This is a genomic window from Simplicispira sp. 125, assembly GCF_003096555.1.
Taxonomy (GTDB): Bacteria; Pseudomonadota; Gammaproteobacteria; order Burkholderiales; family Burkholderiaceae_C; genus Simplicispira.
The window spans coordinates 2,245,545-2,262,889 of sequence record NZ_QEKM01000001.1 but is presented as its reverse complement, the minus strand read 5'-3'; the positions used below and the strand labels follow the sequence as shown (position 1 = coordinate 2,262,889).

Below are 17,345 nucleotides of genomic sequence, written 5' to 3'. Positions count from 1 at the left end.
TTTCCCCGTCCTTTATCTCCGTTTGGGCTGAACCTGTCGAAGCCCCATTTTTCCCGAACCCACCATGCTTCTCATCCCCGCCATTGACCTCAAAGACGGCCACTGCGTTCGCCTCAAGCAAGGCGATATGGACCAATCCACCACCTTTGGCGAAGACCCCGCCGCCATGGCCCGCAAATGGGTGGATGCGGGTGCGCGCCGCCTGCATCTGGTGGACCTCAATGGTGCGTTCGCGGGAAAACCCAAAAATTACACCGCCATCAAGGCCATCCTGCGCGAAGTGGGAAACGACATTCCGGTGCAGTTGGGCGGCGGAATCCGTGACCTGGACACCATCGAAAAATACATCGACGGGGGGCTGCGCTACGTCATCATCGGCACCGCGGCGGTGAAAAACCCTGGCTTCCTCAAGGACGCATGCACGGCCTTTGGCGGCCACATCATCGTCGGCCTCGACGCCAAGGACGGCAAGGTCGCCACCGACGGCTGGAGCAAGCTCACCGGCCACGAAGTGGTGGACATGGCCAAGAAGTTCGAGGACTGGGGCGTTGAATCCATCATCTACACCGACATTGGGCGCGACGGCATGCTCTCGGGCATCAACATCGAGGCGACGGTGAAGCTGGCCCAGGCGCTCACCATCCCGGTCATTGCATCAGGCGGGCTCAGCAATATGTGCGACATCGAGCAACTTTGCGCCGTCGAGAGCGAAGGTGTCGAGGGCGTGATCTGCGGGCGCGCCATCTATTCGGGTGATCTCGACTTTGCTGCAGCCCAGGCGCGCGCCGACGAATTGCGCGGCTAGGCCGATTGGCTTCCAAAGGGCGCAGATTGCGCCCGCTTCAACACCGGGGCAGGCTCGCGCCGGTGTTCACGGCGTCCACGGTCTGCACCAGGGCTTCCCAGTACACCGGCAACGCCGCCCAAGGGTTGCCCACGCCCGTCGTGTAGTTGAACTCGCGCTCGGTGGCATACACCAGTCCTGCGTTGTTGCGGGCCGAGGCGGCGGCCTGTACGGCCGTCTGCATGGCGGAGCAGCTTGCGGTGTTGTGGATAAGCATGGCCTGCGCCTTGTTGGCGTAGGTGTAAAGCCAGGCGTTTTGCGTGCGCGGGTCGTACTTTTGGTACTCGGCTGCCGTGCCCTCGAAGCTGACCAGGGTGTCGGCCACACCCGCAAACTCGGCCGCAGGGACCATGCCCGGATTGCCCACCACGCGCAGGTTCGGGTCGATGGCCTTGATATAGCGGTAGATCTCTCGGTAAAAGTCGAGCTTTGAGGCCTCACTCGCCATTTCATCGAGAAAGAAGCCGCTGATACGCTCCCGCCCATAGAACTGCAGGTACTTGTCGATGTTCGCCTTGATGTCGGTGGTCGAGCGGCTGCCTTTGCCATAGCGGGTGTAGACATAACCCAGTACCGTGCCGCCTGCATCGACAAACTGCGTGGTCGCGCGGGAGAAATTGGCGTCGGCGCTGTTGAAGATGCCGTTGTTGGGGTTCATGATCGCCGTGATGGCCACCGAGGGATGGGCAGCGGCGCTGGCGGCCAGCGCATTCCAGGCAGAGCCTGTGGAGGGGTAGAAATAGGCCGGCACCAGTATTTCCATGCGCGCGGGCTGGGGGCGCTGAAAGATGGTTTGTGTGGCCGATCCGCTCTGGCCTGCCTCGGTGACCGTTGCGCTGATCTGCTGCCGTCCGGTCGCACTGCTGGTCAGCGTGCTCGAAGCAGCCCCCGCGCGGCTGGTGGGTGCGGCGGGGGTGAATACGCCCGAAGGCACCGAGAAGCGCACCACCGTGCCATCGGCCACCGCAGTGCCATTGACCGTGGCGCTGGCACGCACCGCAATCGGCGTGCCGACCGTAAACACATTGTCGGTTGTGCTGGGCGTCGTGATCTGCACGGCAATGACGGAAGGCGGGGCCTCGCCCGAATCGCCGCCACCACAGGAGGCCAGGAGTGCGGTCAAGGGCAGGGCGCACAGGCGCAAAAGGGTGTGGGCTTGGTGCATGGTGTGTGATGGCGGTGGTGTCTTTGGCGGGATTGTGCCCGGCTTCATCGCCAGTGCGGTCTGGTGCAGCGGGTTTACTGCAGCATGAAGGTTCGGTATTCCAGCTGGTTGAGACTGCGGGTGAGCAGGGCCAGGCCCGTGGACAGTGTGACCAGGGTGGCCAGTGCAAAGCCATAACCGTAGAGTGCAGCGCCAAAGGCCAGCGTCAGGCCGGTCAGCACCACGTTGAGCACCACGAATTGAATGCACAGCAGCAGCACGGTGCGGCGCTGATCCAGATAGAAGAAAACATTCAGGATGGCCATCAGCCCCACCTGGAGCCCTGCGCCAATGACCTGGACATGGAGCAGTGGCAAATACAGCCGCGAAATACCCAAGCCGTCAAGAACGGCGGGCCCCGCCACGAAGGTGATGAGCACCGCCAGCGTCTGGATTTTGGCAATTTCACTCAGACCTTGCTGGATCGAGTAGACCATTTCATCGCGCATGGACTCGATGTATTCAAGCGAACCGCCGCTGCGCACGGCGTCGTAGAACTTGTCGTAGAACTCGACAAAATCGGTTTCTATGCGCACCAGGAAAACCGCCATGCCCGGAATGATGGACAGGTAGGACAGGAACACCGGCATGTCGTAGATCAGCGACGCCCGCAGCCCGCCAATGATGGCCTGCGACGTGGGCGGGAAGTACCAGAACATGAACTTGTCCGCCCAAATGCCCAGGTTGTAGAGCAGGCCAATCGCCATGAGCGATGGGTAGAGCATGCTGCGCCGGGCGAAATCAAAGGCCACGAGGCGGCCCGTGGGGTTGAATTCCCGCACCACCAGCAGCCACATGCCAGCGAGCAGCACGTAATTGCCCAGCACAAAGCCACCGAGCAGGCCTTCTAGCCCATAGGGACGCAGCAGCAGGGCGCTGGCCACAATCAGCAGATAGGACAGACCGAACAGCGTGACGATGACCTTGTAGCGTTTCATGCCCGACAGCAAGATGGTGAGCACCCAGACCCCGCACATCAGCGTGAAACCGGCCAGCATGAGCAAGCGGTACAGCAAACCCTGGCCGGGTAGCACCACGAACAGTGCCAGGCTGCCCAGGACGCCAGCCACCAGCAGCACGACCAGCAGCAGACCGTGCAGGTTGGGCAGCACCAGGTCTTTCTGTTTTTCAAACAGGCGGTCGGAGATAAAGCGTGTGAACGCCAGCTGCACCAGCCCGGTCAGAATCAGGCTGCTGGCAACCAGATAGGTCACCGAGGTCTGAAACTGCGTCACCAGGAACGAGGGCACCACCATGCCAACGCTCAAGATACCGATCAGCAGAATGCCCACGATGGAGAACACCCAGGGCCCGGAGCCGATCACGCCCGCATAGGCGTAGGCCTGCACCAGGCTGAGCAGTGTGTTCTTGCGCAGCATGTGGCGCAACTCAAAGCCAATGCCCGCCATCAGTGCGCTCCCCGGGCCCGAAGAAAGGCCTTTTCATAGACCGCGCGGTAGCGGTCGAACATCATCGTGTCGGTGTAGTAGCGCTCGACGCGCGCGATCGCCGCATTGCTGGCGGCTTGCCATGCCGCAGGGTCGCTTAAAAGTGACAGCGCAGCGTCTGCCAGCTGCTGTGGATCGGCAATGGGAACGATCTTGCCCGATGGGCCGAGGGCCTGGTCCGCCGCATCCAGTCCCTCCACCAGCTGTCGGCACGAGCCGACATCGGTGGATACTGCGGGTACCCCGGCGGCGTAGCCCTCCAGCAGCACCAGCGGAAGCGCCTCGCTGATGGACGAAAGCACCACCAAGCCAATGCGTGGCATCAGGTCTTCGACCTTCTGGAAGCCCAGGAAACGGATGTTTTTTTCCAACCCCAGGCTGCGCACCAGGCTCTGGCATTCCTCCGCATAGGCGGGGTCTTCGTCGGCGGGGCCGGCAATCCAGCCTTCGGCGCCGGGCAGCTCGTTGGCCACACGCCGCATGGCGCGCACAAAGGTTTTAATGTCCTTGATGGGTACCACACGCCCGATCAGGCACAGCACCGGTGGCGGCGTGGCTGGGCGCTGCGCACGCAGCGGTGCAAAGCGTGCCAGCTCGATGCCATTGGGGATGTTGAAGGTGCGCTCGGGGGCAGCGCCATCGGCCACCTGGCGCAAACGATTGGCTTCGTAGAGAGCAATGATGGGGTTGGCCGAGGCATAGCAGTAGCGGCCTATCCATTCAAAAAAGTGGATCCACATCTGGCGGAAGTACGACAGCTCGGTCGGGTCGCGCTGGAAGATGTTGCGGTTGTCGCGGATCCACTCGCTCTTGAATAGGTCGATCTTGCGCTCCTTGGTGTAGATGCCATGCTCTGAAAGCACCAGTGGCGTACCCCGCGTCTGCTCCAGCAGACCGCCGAGAAAGCCCGCGTAACCTGTGGACGCGCAGTGCACTACGCGCACGGGAATCAATGCAGTTGCCACGCGCGCCAGCAGCCACAGGGGCTGGAACATGATGCGTACGGTCCAGAAAAAATCGACAAACGAAGGGTCGCTGCAGTGGTCCCGGTAGACGTTGCAGATGATCTCCCAGGCACGCTGGCTGTAGAGAAAATCTTCCATTTGCAGCCTGCCGCCCGGTCGCATCTGTAGTGCCACCTGGCGGAATACCTCCATGGTCTGGGGGCTGTCGGGCCCCTGGTGCAGGGCGTCGATCAACTGGTCGATCAGGGCGAATGCTTCGCGGTCGCCGCTGCGCTTGGCGGGCTGGTGGTGCGCGTTCAGGTTGGCGTACAGGTAGTGCTCTTCGAAGTGCACTACGTTGTCGGGGAGCTGGTATTTGAATTCCTGGTAGTCCTCTCGGCGGCTGCCCAGAAATACGATGGCAAAACGGATTTCGGGATAGGCGCGGATGATCTGGTTGATCCAGCTGGAGACCCCCCCGCTCACGTAGGGAAACGTGCCTTCCAGCACCAGTGCCACGTCGGCGCTTTCGGCCTTGCGTGTGTTCATCGTCCGCTCCAGTAGTCCACCACCGGGTGCAGACGCGGCAGGGCGCTCCACTGCCCCAGTTCCTGCATCAGCGCACGGGCCTGCGCAAAATCCTTGCGGTCAAAGCACAGCTCGGCCTGGTAAGGCAGCACGCGGGTGGCAGGCAGGCCCAGTTCACGCGCTTGCGCATAGGCCTGCGCGGCTTCGTCGGGGCGCTTTTGTTCGTGCAACAGGCGGCCGCGCCGCAAGCACAGCTGCGCGTTGTCCGCTTGCTCGTTCAGCACCCAGTCACAGTAGCGCAACGACTCCTGGATCGCATGCTTGCGCAGGTCGCCCTGGACGAGGTCCTGGTAAATCAACTCCCAGTACAGGTCAGACAAGCGCTGTGCGGATTCCAGGGTGCGGGTACCAAACTTTCCACTCTCCGCCTGCGCGGTGCGCAGCGTACCCATCTCGGCATCAATGTTGCTGTTGATGCGCTTTTCCAGTGTGTCCAACATGCCGTAGGCGAGCAGACGCAGGTCTTCGCTGGGGTCACTCAGCACCGTGCGCAGCAGCGGTGAGGCCGTGCGTCCTGAAACATATTGCAAAGCCACCATGGCGCGCAGGCGCGCTTGGAGGGGTGCATGGGTGTTGCCCAAGAAAGAACGCAGGCCTGCATGGCGAAAGTGGCCCTGGCGGCGCTGGTGCTGGTCGAATTCCGGCATCTGCAGCGATTCGAAATCCACATGCGTTGCGGGGGCGCGGTACAGCCGCAACACCAGCGCCGCCGCCAGCACGCCGAGAAAGCCCGCAATGGGAACGGCATAGCTGCAGACCATCATCAGCAAGACAATGCCCAGCCGGGGACGGGCTTGCCGGGTGGAGAGCAACGGAAACAGAAACAGCGACAGCATCACGCAGGCCAGTGCATGCACCAGCAGATAGCTGGCCAATGCACTGTCCGTGTGCCCGCCCAGCAGCAGCGGGCCGCTCCAGGCGCCCAACTCCAGCAGTATTGCGGCGATGCCGAGCTTGAGGTTAACCATGGGCCAGGCCGTGGATGCGTTGCAGCACCGCCAGAGGGTTGTCGGCGGTCAGCGGCAGCACATGCGGGAACACCCCGGCTGCCGCCAGCGGCTGGGCGCCTTTTTGCTGCGACCAGGTTTCCAGGCGTTGGATATAGCCCTCGGCCGTGGCGGTATCGCCCAGCGGCATCAGCACAGCCAGAATCTGGCGCTCAGGAGTGGCAATCAGCCAGCATTCGTCCAGCTCGCGCTTGAGGCGCTGGATTTGCTGCGGCAGGTCGCGTCCAATGGCGCGTGGCAGAAATTCCAGCGCCACGATGATGCTGGGCACCTTGGTGTTGGCGCGGATGTGCGAGAGCCGCTGGGCCTCGAAGGCAAACGGGGCCGGGCAATCGGGCAGTTCCTGCAGGATGGGGCGCGCCAGGGCCTGCATGGACAGCCCGTCGGTGTAGTACCCCAAGAGCAGGTTGATGGTCTGCAGGTTTTCTGCCTGCAGCGAGAAAAAGGGCATCTCCTCCACCAGCAGCAGACCGTACAACTCACCGCCCAGATCCAGCAGCGGAGCAGCCACCAGGTAGCGGCTTTGCTGCTGCGCTGACAATGCCTGGTTGATATGGCACAGCTTGCGGGTTTCGATGGCCTGCTGTACCAAGGGGTCGTTCTCCAGCACCTGCCGGGGCGTGCCCAGGTTGGCCAGTGGCGTGGTGCCCAGCGCGTCGTCCACCACGGGGCACAGTGCAGCGGTTTCCAGCTGGCAGTACTGGGCGAGTAGCCGCAGCAATGTCTCGGGTCCCTGTGCATTGCTGCCCACGTCCTGCAGCGTGGACAGGGCATCGCGCATGGACATGGGACGGCCAATGAGCTCCTGTTCCAGGCGATCGTGCGACAGGCGCAGCAAGTAGTACTGGCGCACCAGGTGCTCCAGGCGCTGGTCCAAATACAGTTGCAAGGTTTCTGCGCGCCTGGTGCGCGCCTGCCACAGGCTGGAAAACTCGCCCACCAGCATGACCAGGATCAGCCCGCCAAGAAAGAACAACTGCGGAAAAGTGTCGTAGTGGCCCACGTTGAAGGCCAGCCAACCCACCAATAGCACGCCGGCGCCGCCCAGCCCTGCCAGGGGACCATACCGCAGGGCCAAAATGACCGGAGCCAGCCAGGACCAGGGGAAGTCCGCCGTACTCCAGAGGGGGTCCAGCGGGTTCCATGCAAAACCGAGCGTGAGCGCGATCAAGGGCAGCAGCAGCGTCTCGCCCAGCATGGCCCAGGGCCGGATCTCGGTGGCGGCCAGCTTTCCCAGCAGGGTGGTGGGCCAATGCGCCGGTCTGTGCGTCAGGGGTGCGGACGATTCGGAGCCTGCCAGCTGGCGGCGCGGTGTGGGGCTTTCGGAGGGACGGGTCATGGGCAGAGAAAACAGGCGTCAGCGGGCGCCGGCCAAGCCTGACTGCAGCAGGTCGCGGATCAGCTTTTGCGCGACCGCCGAGAGGGCTTCACGGCTCCAGCCACTTTTACCGCCGGTGCCACTCCACAGAATGTCACCGGAAGCCACGTCGATGATTTGCAGCGTCACGCCGACAGCGGGCTCACCGTCCACACCGACCTTGTAGCGCCACTCATCCACCGCACCGGTCAGCGCATAGCGCGCCTGGCGCTCGCGGGCCCATTCCAGGGCTTCCTGCTGGCGCTTGCCGTCACCGGCATCGAACAAGGCTTCCTGTTGTGGGCCGGTTTCGTAGCGCTGCACCTTGCCCACGCCTTGGGCGTGCAGAAGGGCCAACGCAATGGCTTCGGCGCGGTTGCCTGCCAGCGGGGTTTCGGTGTGGTTGGCAAAGGGCAGTACCACCCAGTGGGCCTGGCGTTCCAGCGCAGGGGCAGCACCTCGGTCCAGGGTGGAGCAGGCGCAGAGCAGCAGCAGGGCTGCGCCCATGAACAGAGTGTGCAGGCGTCGCAGGGTGGTGGTGTGGTGGTGCATGGGGTACCTCATGAAGCTTAAAAATGAAGACGGTAGGTCAATTGCAGGTCGCGGGTTGTGCCCTGGTTCTGGATGCCCGATTTGGACTGGCCCCAGCTCAGGCTTAGGTGGTCGGCCCCCCACACGTTGCCCGCCATGCCCAGGCGCACGCCATAGCCCGGGCCCAACCGGCTGTGCCAGGTGCGACTGATGCTGGCGAAGGGACGCAGTGCGCGTGTGTAGTCCTGGGCGTAGCGCGTGTTGGTGGACAGTTCGATGCCGTAAAAGCGGAAGTTGCCGGGCAAGAAGAAATCCGGTCCCAGCCCATTGGTGCCCGGCGGCAGAAAGCCCTGTACGCCAAAAAGGGCCGGATCCATGTCCACCAGGTCTCTGCGCCGGTACGCATGGGTGGACCAGAAGGCACTCCATTCGAGCGACGGCGCATCCTGTCGGTAGGTGTGGGTGTACTGGAGGGTGCTGTGCCGGCCGTTGCCCACCTCCATTCCTGTCTGGAGTTCGTAGCGCTCACCAGTGTGCGTGAGCGAGAACTGGTCCTGGCGCGTGGCCTGGTAGCGCAGGCTGGCGGCTGCACGGCTTTTCATGCCGGCCACGCGCAGTGCCAGGCTTTCTTCGCTGGGCAGGCGTACACCGATCTCCGTGTGCAGGCTCAGACGGTTGTCCAGGCGCTGCTCATGGGTGATTTGTACAGGTGTCGTGTTCAGAAAACCTTGTCGGCGCGCGACGTGCAGCACTGTCTCGCCGTCCAGGTGCCGCCAGTGCAGGCGCGTCTCCAGTAGTTTTTCGCCGGGCGGGAGGCGTATGACGAGGGGGTCGGTGGACTGGCGGCGGATGCTGGCAAAGTTCAGGTCGAGTGCCAGTCGGGGGCTTAGCGCGAGGTGCAGAACGGCTTCGGTGCGCTGCTCGTCCATGCCGCCCAGCTGCGCCGCCGTCACCCGGGTGCCCGCATGGTCGCTGAAGGCCAGCAGGTTTTCCGTCAGTTGCAGGTGCAGGGGTGCATCGTCGTGCTGGTCATTCTGGGCTTCGAAAGCAGCCGTTTGGGCCAGGCGCACGTCCTGGGCCGCAGCCGCGGCGTTGATGCGGTCGTAGCGCGGCAGGCGCTCGTCGAAGGTCTCCAGCAGTTGCCCGCTGGCAGCCCTGTCGTTTTCGGCCAGGGCGACGGTGATCTCGGCCCACAGCGGGCGGTGGGCGCGCAGGCTGTGGCTGCGCGCGTATTGGTGCCATAAAAAACCGCGCTCGGCGGTGTATTCGCCAGCGTCCTGCAGCCAGCCAATGGCTGTTTCGGCGGCGGCGTTGGAGAAATTGCCGCGGGCATCACGGTCCAGCCGCAGCAATTCACGCAGCACATCGATGGCGGCGTCGCCAGGGCGCTGCGTCAGCATCAGGCGTGTGCGGGCAATGCGCCGTGTCTGGTCCAGGCCTGCATCGGTCAACCACAGTTGGCGCGCCTGCGCACGTGTCAGGCGCGTGCCGCCTTGGCCCGTGCGCGCAGCCTGCCATTCGCGTGAAAGCAGATGGCGCCGCAGGCGCCAGGCGCGGTCGGTCTGCTGGTTCTGGTCCAGCGCGTCGGCATAGTTCATGAGCCACAGAAAATCGTTCTCATGGGCTTTGAAGCGGGGCGTCAGGTAGCGGTCGAGTGCCGTCTGCGGCAGTGACAGTGCCTGGTAGGCCGATGCCAGCGCGTCGTGCACTTCTTCGGATCGGCTCCATTGCTGTTCGTGCATGGCCAGCAGTGCGCGCAGCGACACCGTGTCATTGCCATCGATGAACAGCCACAGCAGGGCTTGCTGCATGTCGGTGGATTGGGGGCTCGCGCGCAGGCCTGCTTCATACAGGCGGCGCGCTTGGGCCGCGCGGCCCTGGTTCTGGTGCCAGGTGCCGGTCAGGCGCAGAAATTCTGGGCTTTTCCATAGAACGGCCAGCGTCTCCCGGTTGGCCTGCGAACCTGGTTCCAGGGGTTTGAGCAGGCTGGCAAAAGCATCCCACTGGCCGCGACCGGAATAGAGCGTCAGCGCTTGCAGCAGGTGGCGTGGCTGGTGGAAGCGTTCCCAGGCAAGGGCCGCGACCTGCGCCGCTTCCAGGGGGTAGTCCAGCAGCAGCATGCGGATCAGTCCGTCAAAGTCTCCCACGTCGATGTCTGGGGTCTCCAGCAGCTTGCGGTAGGCGGCGATGGCCAGCGGAGCGCGCTGCCGACTTTCGGCCAACTGCCCGGTCATGCGCCAGAAATCGGTCGCTGTCTGCGGTGAGGGGGGCTGGTGCTGCTGCGCGGCCTCCAGCCACGCCAGGCCCTCGTCAGGCCGGTCATGGGCGAGCGCCAGCACAGCCGCGCGCATGGCCCGCTCGGGGGTGGCCTGGCCAGGTTCCTTCAGCAGGCGGCGCCAGCTTTGCAGCGCAATGTCGGGTTGCCCGGCCCGCTCGGCCAGTTGCGCCAGAATTTCCAGGGTGGCAGGGGTGTGGGCGTGCTGCTGCAGGTAGTCCAGCGCGGGTTGCGGCTCGCCCAGGCGCTCGTAGGTTTGCACCAGGGCCTGGAGGAGTGGCAGGTCGTCCGGCTGGCTGCGCAATTGGTTGCGCAGCGCCTGCACCAGCGCCGCATCGTCGAACTGGCCCGGGGCCAGGCGCAGCACAGCCTGCCAGGCCTCTTTTTTCTGGGTCTGGCGGGCAACGACCAGCCAGTTTTCCAGCGCCACGTCCAGGCGCAACGTCCATTCCGAAACCTGGGCCAGTCGTTCGCGCCAGACCAGGTTGCTGGGACTCTGTTGCACGGCGGCTTGGGCGATGGCCCAGGCATCTTCCAGCTTGCGGTTTTCCAGGAAAACCTGGTAGCCCAGGGAGTAGGTCTTGTCGTCGAAGGGCAGGCCGGGTGTGGGGGGCGCCGCACGCGCGCCATTGCCTGCCATGCGCACCAAGACGGGGGCTGTGTGGGGGTGATCGCCGACCTCTGTCCTGGCAGATGCCAGCCAATGTGCTCCGTCGTCATAGCTATTCGAGACTGCGGCGGTAGGCTGGCGGCTTGCGCGCCATGCCGCCGGGTGCAGTCCGGCGAAAGGGCTTGCGCCGACTGCAGTCTGAGCGGCGGCCCATGCCGTGGGGTCTTGCCATTGGCGCAGCAGCGCCATGCGCAAGAGGCGGCGAACGTAGCGATCGGCCACCTCCGGCTTGCCTGCTGCGCGGGCCAGTTCGGTCAGGAAAAACAGAATGTCCCGGTCGTCGATCAGCGCGCCCACTTCGCGTTCGGCCAGTTCCAGCGCGGCCAAGGGCTGGTTGCCCGACTGCAGTGCACGCACGGCGGCCAGGTACAGCCGTTTGCTCTCCTTGGGCTCTGCTGCGGCTTGGCGCGCCAGCATGTAGAGCGCGGCGCTGCTGGCGTAGTCCGATGTGGCCAGTGCTTCGCGCGCTGCGCGCTCATAGAACTGGGCGGCTTCGCGGGGGCTGGTTTGCGCGGTGGCCAGCGTACTGTTGATTGCAATGCCCAACGCCGGTTCGTTGAACTGTGCAGCCAAGGCGGCCAGGCGACGCTGCCGGTCTTCAGGCCAGGTTTCGCGCGCCAGGGCATGGAGCTGTTCGCGCAGCGCTTGTCGCAGGGTGTCGCGGCGGGCGCTGTCCTTTTCCGGGGTGCGTTGGAACTCGGTGTACGTCAGCTCCCACAGCACCCACAGTGCGTCGCGGTGGATGTCCGGATGGCTGGAATCGAGTGCCGGTTGCAGTGTGGCCCGTGCATCCGCGGCCTTTCCATGCACCATCTGGCGCTGTGCCAACAACAGGCGCAGGCGGGGATTTTCCGGGTCGCTGCGCAGCAGGTTATTCAGGTAGGAGAGCGAGAGATCCGATTCGGTGGTTTCGGACAGGCGCCGCTCCAGATCCTGGCGCGGATACAGCAACCACAGGGCGACGCACACCATTGCCGCCATCAGAGCGATCAGCCAGCCGGGCGCCAGGACGGGGCGCTCAGCGTGCAGGGCAGAGGAGCTGGATTTGAGCACGGGCATCTTGGAGCCGGAAAGACTGCACCCCCGGCTGGGCCGAGGGCCCTGCCGGGAGGGGAGAAAGAGCGCGCTGGTTGGCGCGGACCTGGCAACGGCTGGCCGCTGCCAGCGCAAATTCGAGCGGCGCATGCGCCTGCAACTCCAGTTCCAGGCGTTGCCCCTGGTCCGACCAGGCCCAGTGGCCCAGGCGGCCGTTGGCTTCGAACAGGTAAGGTGCGCGCGGTGCTTCTGGCGTGCTGGCGGCCTGCGTTTGAAGCCAGGCGCGGGGGCCGGTGAGGGAGACATACAGCCCCTCTGTGCCCGGGCGGTAACCGGCCACGCCGGTACTGGCCTGCAGGTCGGGCGTGCCCAGGGCGGCAGGCAGGCGCAGCGTGCGCAGGTTGCCGTTGCCGCGCACGCGCCAGCCCGTGCCTTCGCGGGCGATGGCAACGCTATCGAAATCCTGCACCTTGGCGATGAATTCCGAGGTGAAGACCGGGTGCAGCGGGTGCGCCAGCGCCCAGCCGTACACCTTGTGCAGCGCCTTCAAGCCGGCCTGCTTGCTGGCGGAATAGACGTGGTAATAAATGCCCACGGGCTTGATGCGCCGGGGCTTGTCTGTCATTTCAAAGGTCTCTATGGCGCGCTCGTATCCATAAAAAGGCCCAAGCCACAGGTTGGTATAGATGTTTTCGTTGGTGATGGGGGCATACACCTGCAGGAAACCGTTCTTGCGAATGCCCAAAGCGCCCACGGCGGTGAGTGACGGGTTGGCGCGCGTGATGGAGGTATCACCCCCATTGATGTTGAGCAGCCCCGCGCGCTCGGTGATCTCCAAGGCCTCGGCGTTGGGCGCAGTGTCGCCCGTCCACTGCAGAATTTTGACTGGCTTGCCCGTGGGGGCCAGCCGTTCGCGGATGTAGGCGGTGGAGCCGACGATTTCGCGACTCAAATCCATGGTGTAACCGGGGATATTGAGGTTGTAGGCAGCCTCTGCGTTGTCTTTGAACAGACCGTGCAGCGTGCTGTGATCCCACAGAAAAGGGTGGGAATAGGTGTGATTGCCAATCTCGACATGCGGCAGCTTGAACATCTGCCGTGCAATGCCCTCCAGGCGCGGACTCAGGTCGGGGTGCAGACCATGGGGGGCGATTTCTGCCTCGATGACCGACATGGTTTGGGGAATGCGGTACCGCTCCAGCACATCCTTGAGCAGGATCTGTGCTGCCGGTGGGCTGCCGGGCAGTTCAGCCAGTGAGGCAAAGCCGTCGCCATCGACATGGGCCAGTAGCAGACGGCGGCCGTTCTCCGTAGTGGTGTCGGGTACGGGTATGGGGGACAGGCGCAAGGCCTGGATCAGGAAGGCAAACGGATCCACCACCCAGCGAGAAAAGTCGGTGCCGGGGAGTTCGATCAAGGCATAGGGGTCCAGGATGAACCCGCCCCAGGGCGTGAGCGCCCCGCCCACGAAAGCACGCTGGCGCTCATCGCGAAACTCTACCAACGCTTGGGCCTGTGTGGCCATGGCTTCGGTCAACTGCACGGGCTCGTAGCTGCGCGTAACCAGCGGCATGGCGGTCTCAAAAGCCAGCATCGGATGTTGTGATGCCAGACGCAAGGCGCCGGTGGGTTCCAGCGGGCCGGTGCGCAGTCCGAGTTTGCGCGCCCACTGGCGATCGGGAGACTGGCCGATGTCGCCGACGATCGCCAAGGGCATACCCTCGTCCATGCGATCTTGCAACCATTGGCCTACGGCCTTGCGTCGGCCTTCGGGGAGATAGCCAGCGAACCAGGTTGCTATCCCTGCATACCGGTCGCGCAAGATGTTGTCGGGCAAGGGCTGGAGTGCGTCCGCATACTCTGCGATGTAACCCATGTGGTTGATCGGCATCTGCAGGTAGCGGTGGGCGTTGGAATAGTTCAGCGACGGCGATTCTGCGCTGTTGTAAACGATGAGAATGCGCCGCGGCACCGCTTCAATGCTGCCGATGCCCATGGTCTCCAGCGCGCTGTCGGTCACCCAGGGAATGAAGCCCTCGGCCTGGATGCGGGCCGCCGTGGCGCGGGTGAGGGTGCGATCCTGGGGGGAGACATAGTCGATGACGAGCACCGGCAGGCGCTCCTGGTCCCGGATGGCGCGCAGCTGGTCCAGCAGCCAGGCCCGGTTGGCTTCGCTCACTTCTTCGTAACGTTGGGTGCTGGCGTTCCAGCCCTGGTACAGCGATTCAGCTGCCACCATCTGGATCTTGTCGCGTACCTGCGGCACGATCTCAAAACCCCGGTTGAGCACCAGCTTGATGCCGGGAAAGCGCTGGTGCAGGGTTTCGATGACGCGCACCAGCCCCCGCTGCTGGGCCTTCTCGTCAAAGCGGGTGGCCAGGCGGTAGGAGTCGAGCGTGTCCAGGAAGAAACCCCGGTAACCGCGCTCCCATAAAGGCGCAATCACGCGGCGGGCAAAAAAATCAGCCCACTCGGGGGGCGTCTGGTCGATGACGTCTGATTTCCAGTGGCCGTTGCGCGCCAGCTTCCATTGCGCTGGAATATCCGCGTAATAGGGGCGCGACGCCTGTACCTCTGCGACCGATACGTAGGCGTACAGGTCCGTGCCGGGCAACCGTGGCGGGGTTTTTTCGTGGTCGGGCTCGACCACCAGCATGTCGAATGCCCGAAAGTCCGTCAGCGGCGTGCTGTGGCCGTAGTACAGCGCCACCGCCGGCGTTGCCCGGGATGCCAGCGGCCACAGACACGCCGCAAGGCACAGCGCGCACCAGAGGGCAAGTTTTGAGGCAGTGGTCATCCGTCGCGCGAACATGGCGTTGTGAAATCAATGGGAACAGAAAAATTCGGACCACCAACGCTGCTGCAAGGAGAGGGCAGCGAAACGGGGATTCCCAAACGCAGCGCGACATAGAGCGTGGATGGTGCCAGCATGCGTGGCAGTATCAAAATGTCACAGTGGATTTTAGGAAAGAGTTGATAGCTACACTATTAAATCGTATTTAAATTAGTAGTCAAAAATTATGAAAAAAATACCCGTTCCCGCACCCGTATTGCAGTCGCTGCGCCAAGGAGCCCGCCCATGATTCTGGTGACTGGGGGCGCTGGCTATATCGGATCGCACACCTGCGTGGCACTGGCTGCGGCCGCAGAGAAGTATCTGGTGCTCGACAACTTCAGCAACAGCCGCCCATCGGTGCTGGAGCGCGTCGAACGCATCACTGGGATCGCTCCTCAGTATGTCGAAGGGGATGTGCGCGATGGCGCGCTGCTGGAGAAAGTGTTCGCCCAGCACCCCGTGACGGCGGTGGTGCACTTCGCGGGGCTCAAGGCCGTGGGTGAGTCGGTGCGTGAGCCACTGCGCTATTACGACAACAACGTGGCAGGCACGTTGACACTGCTGCGTGCCATGCAGGCCGCGCAGGTGCGCAGCCTGGTGTTTTCGTCATCGGCCACGGTGTATGGCGAACCGGCCAGCCTGCCGATCCGTGAAGACTTTCCGCTCTCGGCTACCAATCCCTATGGCTGGAGCAAGCTCATGATGGAGCAAATGCTGGCCGATGTGGACGCTGCCCAGCCCGGTCAATGGCGCATCGCGCGGCTGCGCTACTTCAACCCCGTGGGCGCACATGAGAGCGGCCTGATCGGCGAAGACCCGCAGGACGTGCCCAACAACCTGCTGCCCTACGTGGCGCAAGTGGCCGCTGGGCAGCGCGCGTGCTTGAGCGTCTATGGCAATGACTACCCCACCCCCGACGGCACCGGTGTGCGTGATTACATCCACGTCTGCGACCTGGCAGACGGCCATGTGGCCGCGCTGCGCTACCTGCGCCAGCACCCGGGCCTGCTGACGGTGAACCTGGGAACGGGCCGGCCCGTGTCGGTGCTGGAGATGGTGCGCGGCTTCGAGCAGGCCAGCGGCCGCCCGGTGCCCTACCAGGTGGTGGCGCGCCGCCCTGGGGATGTGGCTGCATGTTGGGCCGACCCCTCGCTGGCCGAGCGCCTGCTGGGCTGGAAAGCGCGCCTTGGCACAGAGCGCATGTGCCAGGACGCCTGGCGATGGCAGGACGGTGTGGCGCGCAGCCTGCAGATGTCTTGATGCTATCTTAATAATAGCTTGTGGCGCTTGATGGTATTGAGTTTCAATATGAAAATAATTTGAAAATCAATATCAACAAGCGCAAGCAGCTCACTTATTCATAGTGCTCCGTGCGCATTGCGCGGGCCATGGTATCTTGCGGGCCTTGTCTTCAACACCCGGATTTCCAGCGCCATGCTTGCCAAACGCATCATTCCCTGCCTTGACGTGACCGGTGGCCGCGTCGTCAAGGGCGTCAACTTTGTCGAACTGCGCGATGCCGGCGACCCGGTGGAGATCGCCGCGCGCTACAACGCCCAGGGGGCGGATGAGCTGACCTTTCTCGACATCACCGCCACCAGCGACGGGCGCGACCTGATCCTGCACATCATCGAGGCCGTGGCCAGCCAGGTCTTCATCCCGCTGACCGTGGGCGGGGGCGTGCGCACCGTGGACGATGTGCGCCGCCTGCTCAACGCCGGGGCCGACAAGACCAGCTTCAACTCGGCCGCCATTGCCAACCCCGAGGTCATCAACGCGGCATCGAGCAAATACGGCGCGCAGTGCATCGTGGTGGCCATCGACGCCAAGCGCCGCAGCGTTGAGGAGCAGGCCCGCCTGGGCCTTGATGGCCAGCCCGTGGGCGCTGGTTGGGATGTGTTCAGCCACGGTGGGCGCAAGAACACTGGGCTGGACGCCGTGCAGTGGGCCATGGAGATGGCGCGGCGCGGCGCGGGCGAGATTTTGCTCACCAGCATGGACCGCGACGGCACCAAGGCCGGCTTTGACCTGGCGCTGACACGCGCCGTGAGCGACGCGGTGGATGTGCCCGTGATCGCCTCGGGCGGCGTGGGCGACCTGGACCACCTGGCCGACGGCATCCAGATCGGCGGCGCCGACGCGGTGCTGGCCGCCAGCATTTTCCACTACGGCGAGTACACGGTGGAGCAGGCCAAGCGGCATATGCGGGAGCGGGGGATTCCGGTGCGATTGTGATGTGTCTCTGTTGCCTCTGTTTTCTTGTTTGAGGTCGGAGGCCGGGACTCGCCCCGGCGGGCGACCTCCTTTCTTGTGCGCGACAAGAAAGGAGGCAAAGAAACGCGCCCCACAGCCTGCGGCCCCTGCGGGGCACACCTGCGCCGGGGTGCTTGCGGGGTGCGCCGCATAACTCACTACGCTGCTGCGCAGCTGCGTTCAGACAAATGCGGCGAGTCAGATCACGAAGCGGGTGTGTCCTGCGGCACACCCGCCACCCCGCAAGCACCCCGCCGCAGGCGTAGCCAGAAGGGGGTTGGAAGCCCCAAACGGGCCATTGCTGCGCTCGGCCTGACTTGCGCGGCGCGTAGCGCCGCTACCCTCTCGGGGCC

11 protein-coding genes are annotated in these 17,345 nt (G+C 64.1%); 3 read left to right on the top strand and 8 right to left on the bottom strand.

Going from position 1 to position 17,345, the window contains the following annotated elements; genetic code table 11:
* The first annotated feature begins 64 nt into the window (after positions 1–64).
* Positions 65–805 (top strand): 1-(5-phosphoribosyl)-5-[(5-phosphoribosylamino)methylideneamino]imidazole-4-carboxamide isomerase, encoded by a 741-nt coding sequence (gene hisA, locus C8D04_RS10620; RefSeq protein WP_116004818.1) that lies wholly within the window; start codon positions 65–67, stop codon positions 803–805.
* 37 nt (positions 806–842) lie between these two features.
* Here the strand turns inward: hisA and C8D04_RS10615 are convergent, their stop codons facing one another.
* The 8 genes from C8D04_RS10615 to C8D04_RS10580 all read right to left on the bottom strand — a co-directional run bounded on the left by C8D04_RS10615 (position 843) and on the right by C8D04_RS10580 (position 14,715).
* Positions 843–2,009, bottom strand: coding sequence for a spherulation-specific family 4 protein (locus tag C8D04_RS10615; protein WP_116004817.1), 1,167 nt, complete (start codon positions 2,007–2,009; stop codon positions 843–845).
* 74 nt (positions 2,010–2,083) lie between these two features.
* The gene (gene pelG, locus C8D04_RS10610) at positions 2,084–3,457 is read right to left on the bottom strand and encodes an exopolysaccharide Pel transporter PelG (protein ID WP_116004816.1); all 1,374 of its coding nucleotides are present in this window, start codon (positions 3,455–3,457) and stop codon (positions 2,084–2,086) included.
* Complete coding sequence (gene pelF / locus C8D04_RS10605) at positions 3,457–4,989, bottom strand: GT4 family glycosyltransferase PelF (protein ID WP_116004815.1); 1,533 nt, start codon at positions 4,987–4,989, stop codon at positions 3,457–3,459. Before pelF ends, pelG begins: the two co-directional genes overlap by 1 nt.
* A complete protein-coding gene (locus C8D04_RS10600) occupies positions 4,986–5,996 on the bottom strand; it encodes a hypothetical protein (RefSeq protein WP_116004814.1) in 1,011 nt (336 codons plus the stop codon). The genes pelF and C8D04_RS10600 overlap by 4 nt, the downstream gene beginning before the upstream one ends.
* A complete protein-coding gene (locus C8D04_RS10595; protein ID WP_116004813.1) occupies positions 5,989–7,374 on the bottom strand; it encodes a PelD GGDEF domain-containing protein in 1,386 nt (461 codons plus the stop codon). The genes C8D04_RS10600 and C8D04_RS10595 overlap by 8 nt, the downstream gene beginning before the upstream one ends.
* A gap of 18 nt (positions 7,375–7,392) precedes the next feature.
* On the bottom strand, positions 7,393–7,944 hold the full coding sequence (locus C8D04_RS10590; protein WP_116004812.1) for a penicillin-binding protein activator LpoB: 552 nt from the start codon (positions 7,942–7,944) through the stop codon (positions 7,393–7,395).
* Positions 7,945–7,961: 17 nt separating this feature from the next.
* Positions 7,962–11,927 (bottom strand): tetratricopeptide repeat protein, encoded by a 3,966-nt coding sequence (locus C8D04_RS10585; RefSeq protein WP_199562994.1) that lies wholly within the window; start codon positions 11,925–11,927, stop codon positions 7,962–7,964.
* Entirely contained in the window at positions 11,887–14,715 is a 2,829-nt protein-coding gene (locus tag C8D04_RS10580) for a bifunctional glycoside hydrolase 114/ polysaccharide deacetylase family protein (protein ID WP_116004811.1), read from the bottom strand. Before C8D04_RS10580 ends, C8D04_RS10585 begins: the two co-directional genes overlap by 41 nt.
* A gap of 267 nt (positions 14,716–14,982) precedes the next feature.
* On the opposite strand from C8D04_RS10580, the gene galE reads away from it, so the two are divergent.
* Positions 14,983–15,999 (top strand): UDP-glucose 4-epimerase GalE, encoded by a 1,017-nt coding sequence (galE, locus tag C8D04_RS10575; RefSeq protein ID WP_116004810.1) that lies wholly within the window; start codon positions 14,983–14,985, stop codon positions 15,997–15,999.
* 174 nt (positions 16,000–16,173) lie between these two features.
* A complete protein-coding gene (gene hisF / locus C8D04_RS10570) occupies positions 16,174–16,974 on the top strand; it encodes an imidazole glycerol phosphate synthase subunit HisF (protein WP_116004809.1) in 801 nt (266 codons plus the stop codon).
* The last annotated feature ends 371 nt before the right edge of the window (positions 16,975–17,345 follow it).

What these genes read in the sequence shown, in the direction of transcription:
- galE (WP_116004810.1), top strand. Translation starts at nt 14,983, where the DNA reads ATGATTCTGGTGACTGGGGGCGCTGGCTATATCGGATCGCACACCTGC.
- pelF (WP_116004815.1), bottom strand. Translation starts at nt 4,989, where the DNA reads ATGAACACACGCAAGGCCGAAAGCGCCGACGTGGCACTGGTGCTGGAA.
- hisF (WP_116004809.1), top strand. Translation starts at nt 16,174, where the DNA reads ATGCTTGCCAAACGCATCATTCCCTGCCTTGACGTGACCGGTGGCCGC.
- pelG (WP_116004816.1), bottom strand. Translation starts at nt 3,457, where the DNA reads ATGGCGGGCATTGGCTTTGAGTTGCGCCACATGCTGCGCAAGAACACA.
- C8D04_RS10580 (WP_116004811.1), bottom strand. Translation starts at nt 14,715, where the DNA reads ATGTTCGCGCGACGGATGACCACTGCCTCAAAACTTGCCCTCTGGTGC.
- C8D04_RS10615 (WP_116004817.1), bottom strand. Translation starts at nt 2,009, where the DNA reads ATGCACCAAGCCCACACCCTTTTGCGCCTGTGCGCCCTGCCCTTGACC.
- hisA (WP_116004818.1), top strand. Translation starts at nt 65, where the DNA reads ATGCTTCTCATCCCCGCCATTGACCTCAAAGACGGCCACTGCGTTCGC.
- C8D04_RS10590 (WP_116004812.1), bottom strand. Translation starts at nt 7,944, where the DNA reads ATGCACCACCACACCACCACCCTGCGACGCCTGCACACTCTGTTCATG.
- C8D04_RS10585 (WP_199562994.1), bottom strand. Translation starts at nt 11,927, where the DNA reads ATGCCCGTGCTCAAATCCAGCTCCTCTGCCCTGCACGCTGAGCGCCCC.
- C8D04_RS10600 (WP_116004814.1), bottom strand. Translation starts at nt 5,996, where the DNA reads ATGGTTAACCTCAAGCTCGGCATCGCCGCAATACTGCTGGAGTTGGGC.
- C8D04_RS10595 (WP_116004813.1), bottom strand. Translation starts at nt 7,374, where the DNA reads ATGACCCGTCCCTCCGAAAGCCCCACACCGCGCCGCCAGCTGGCAGGC.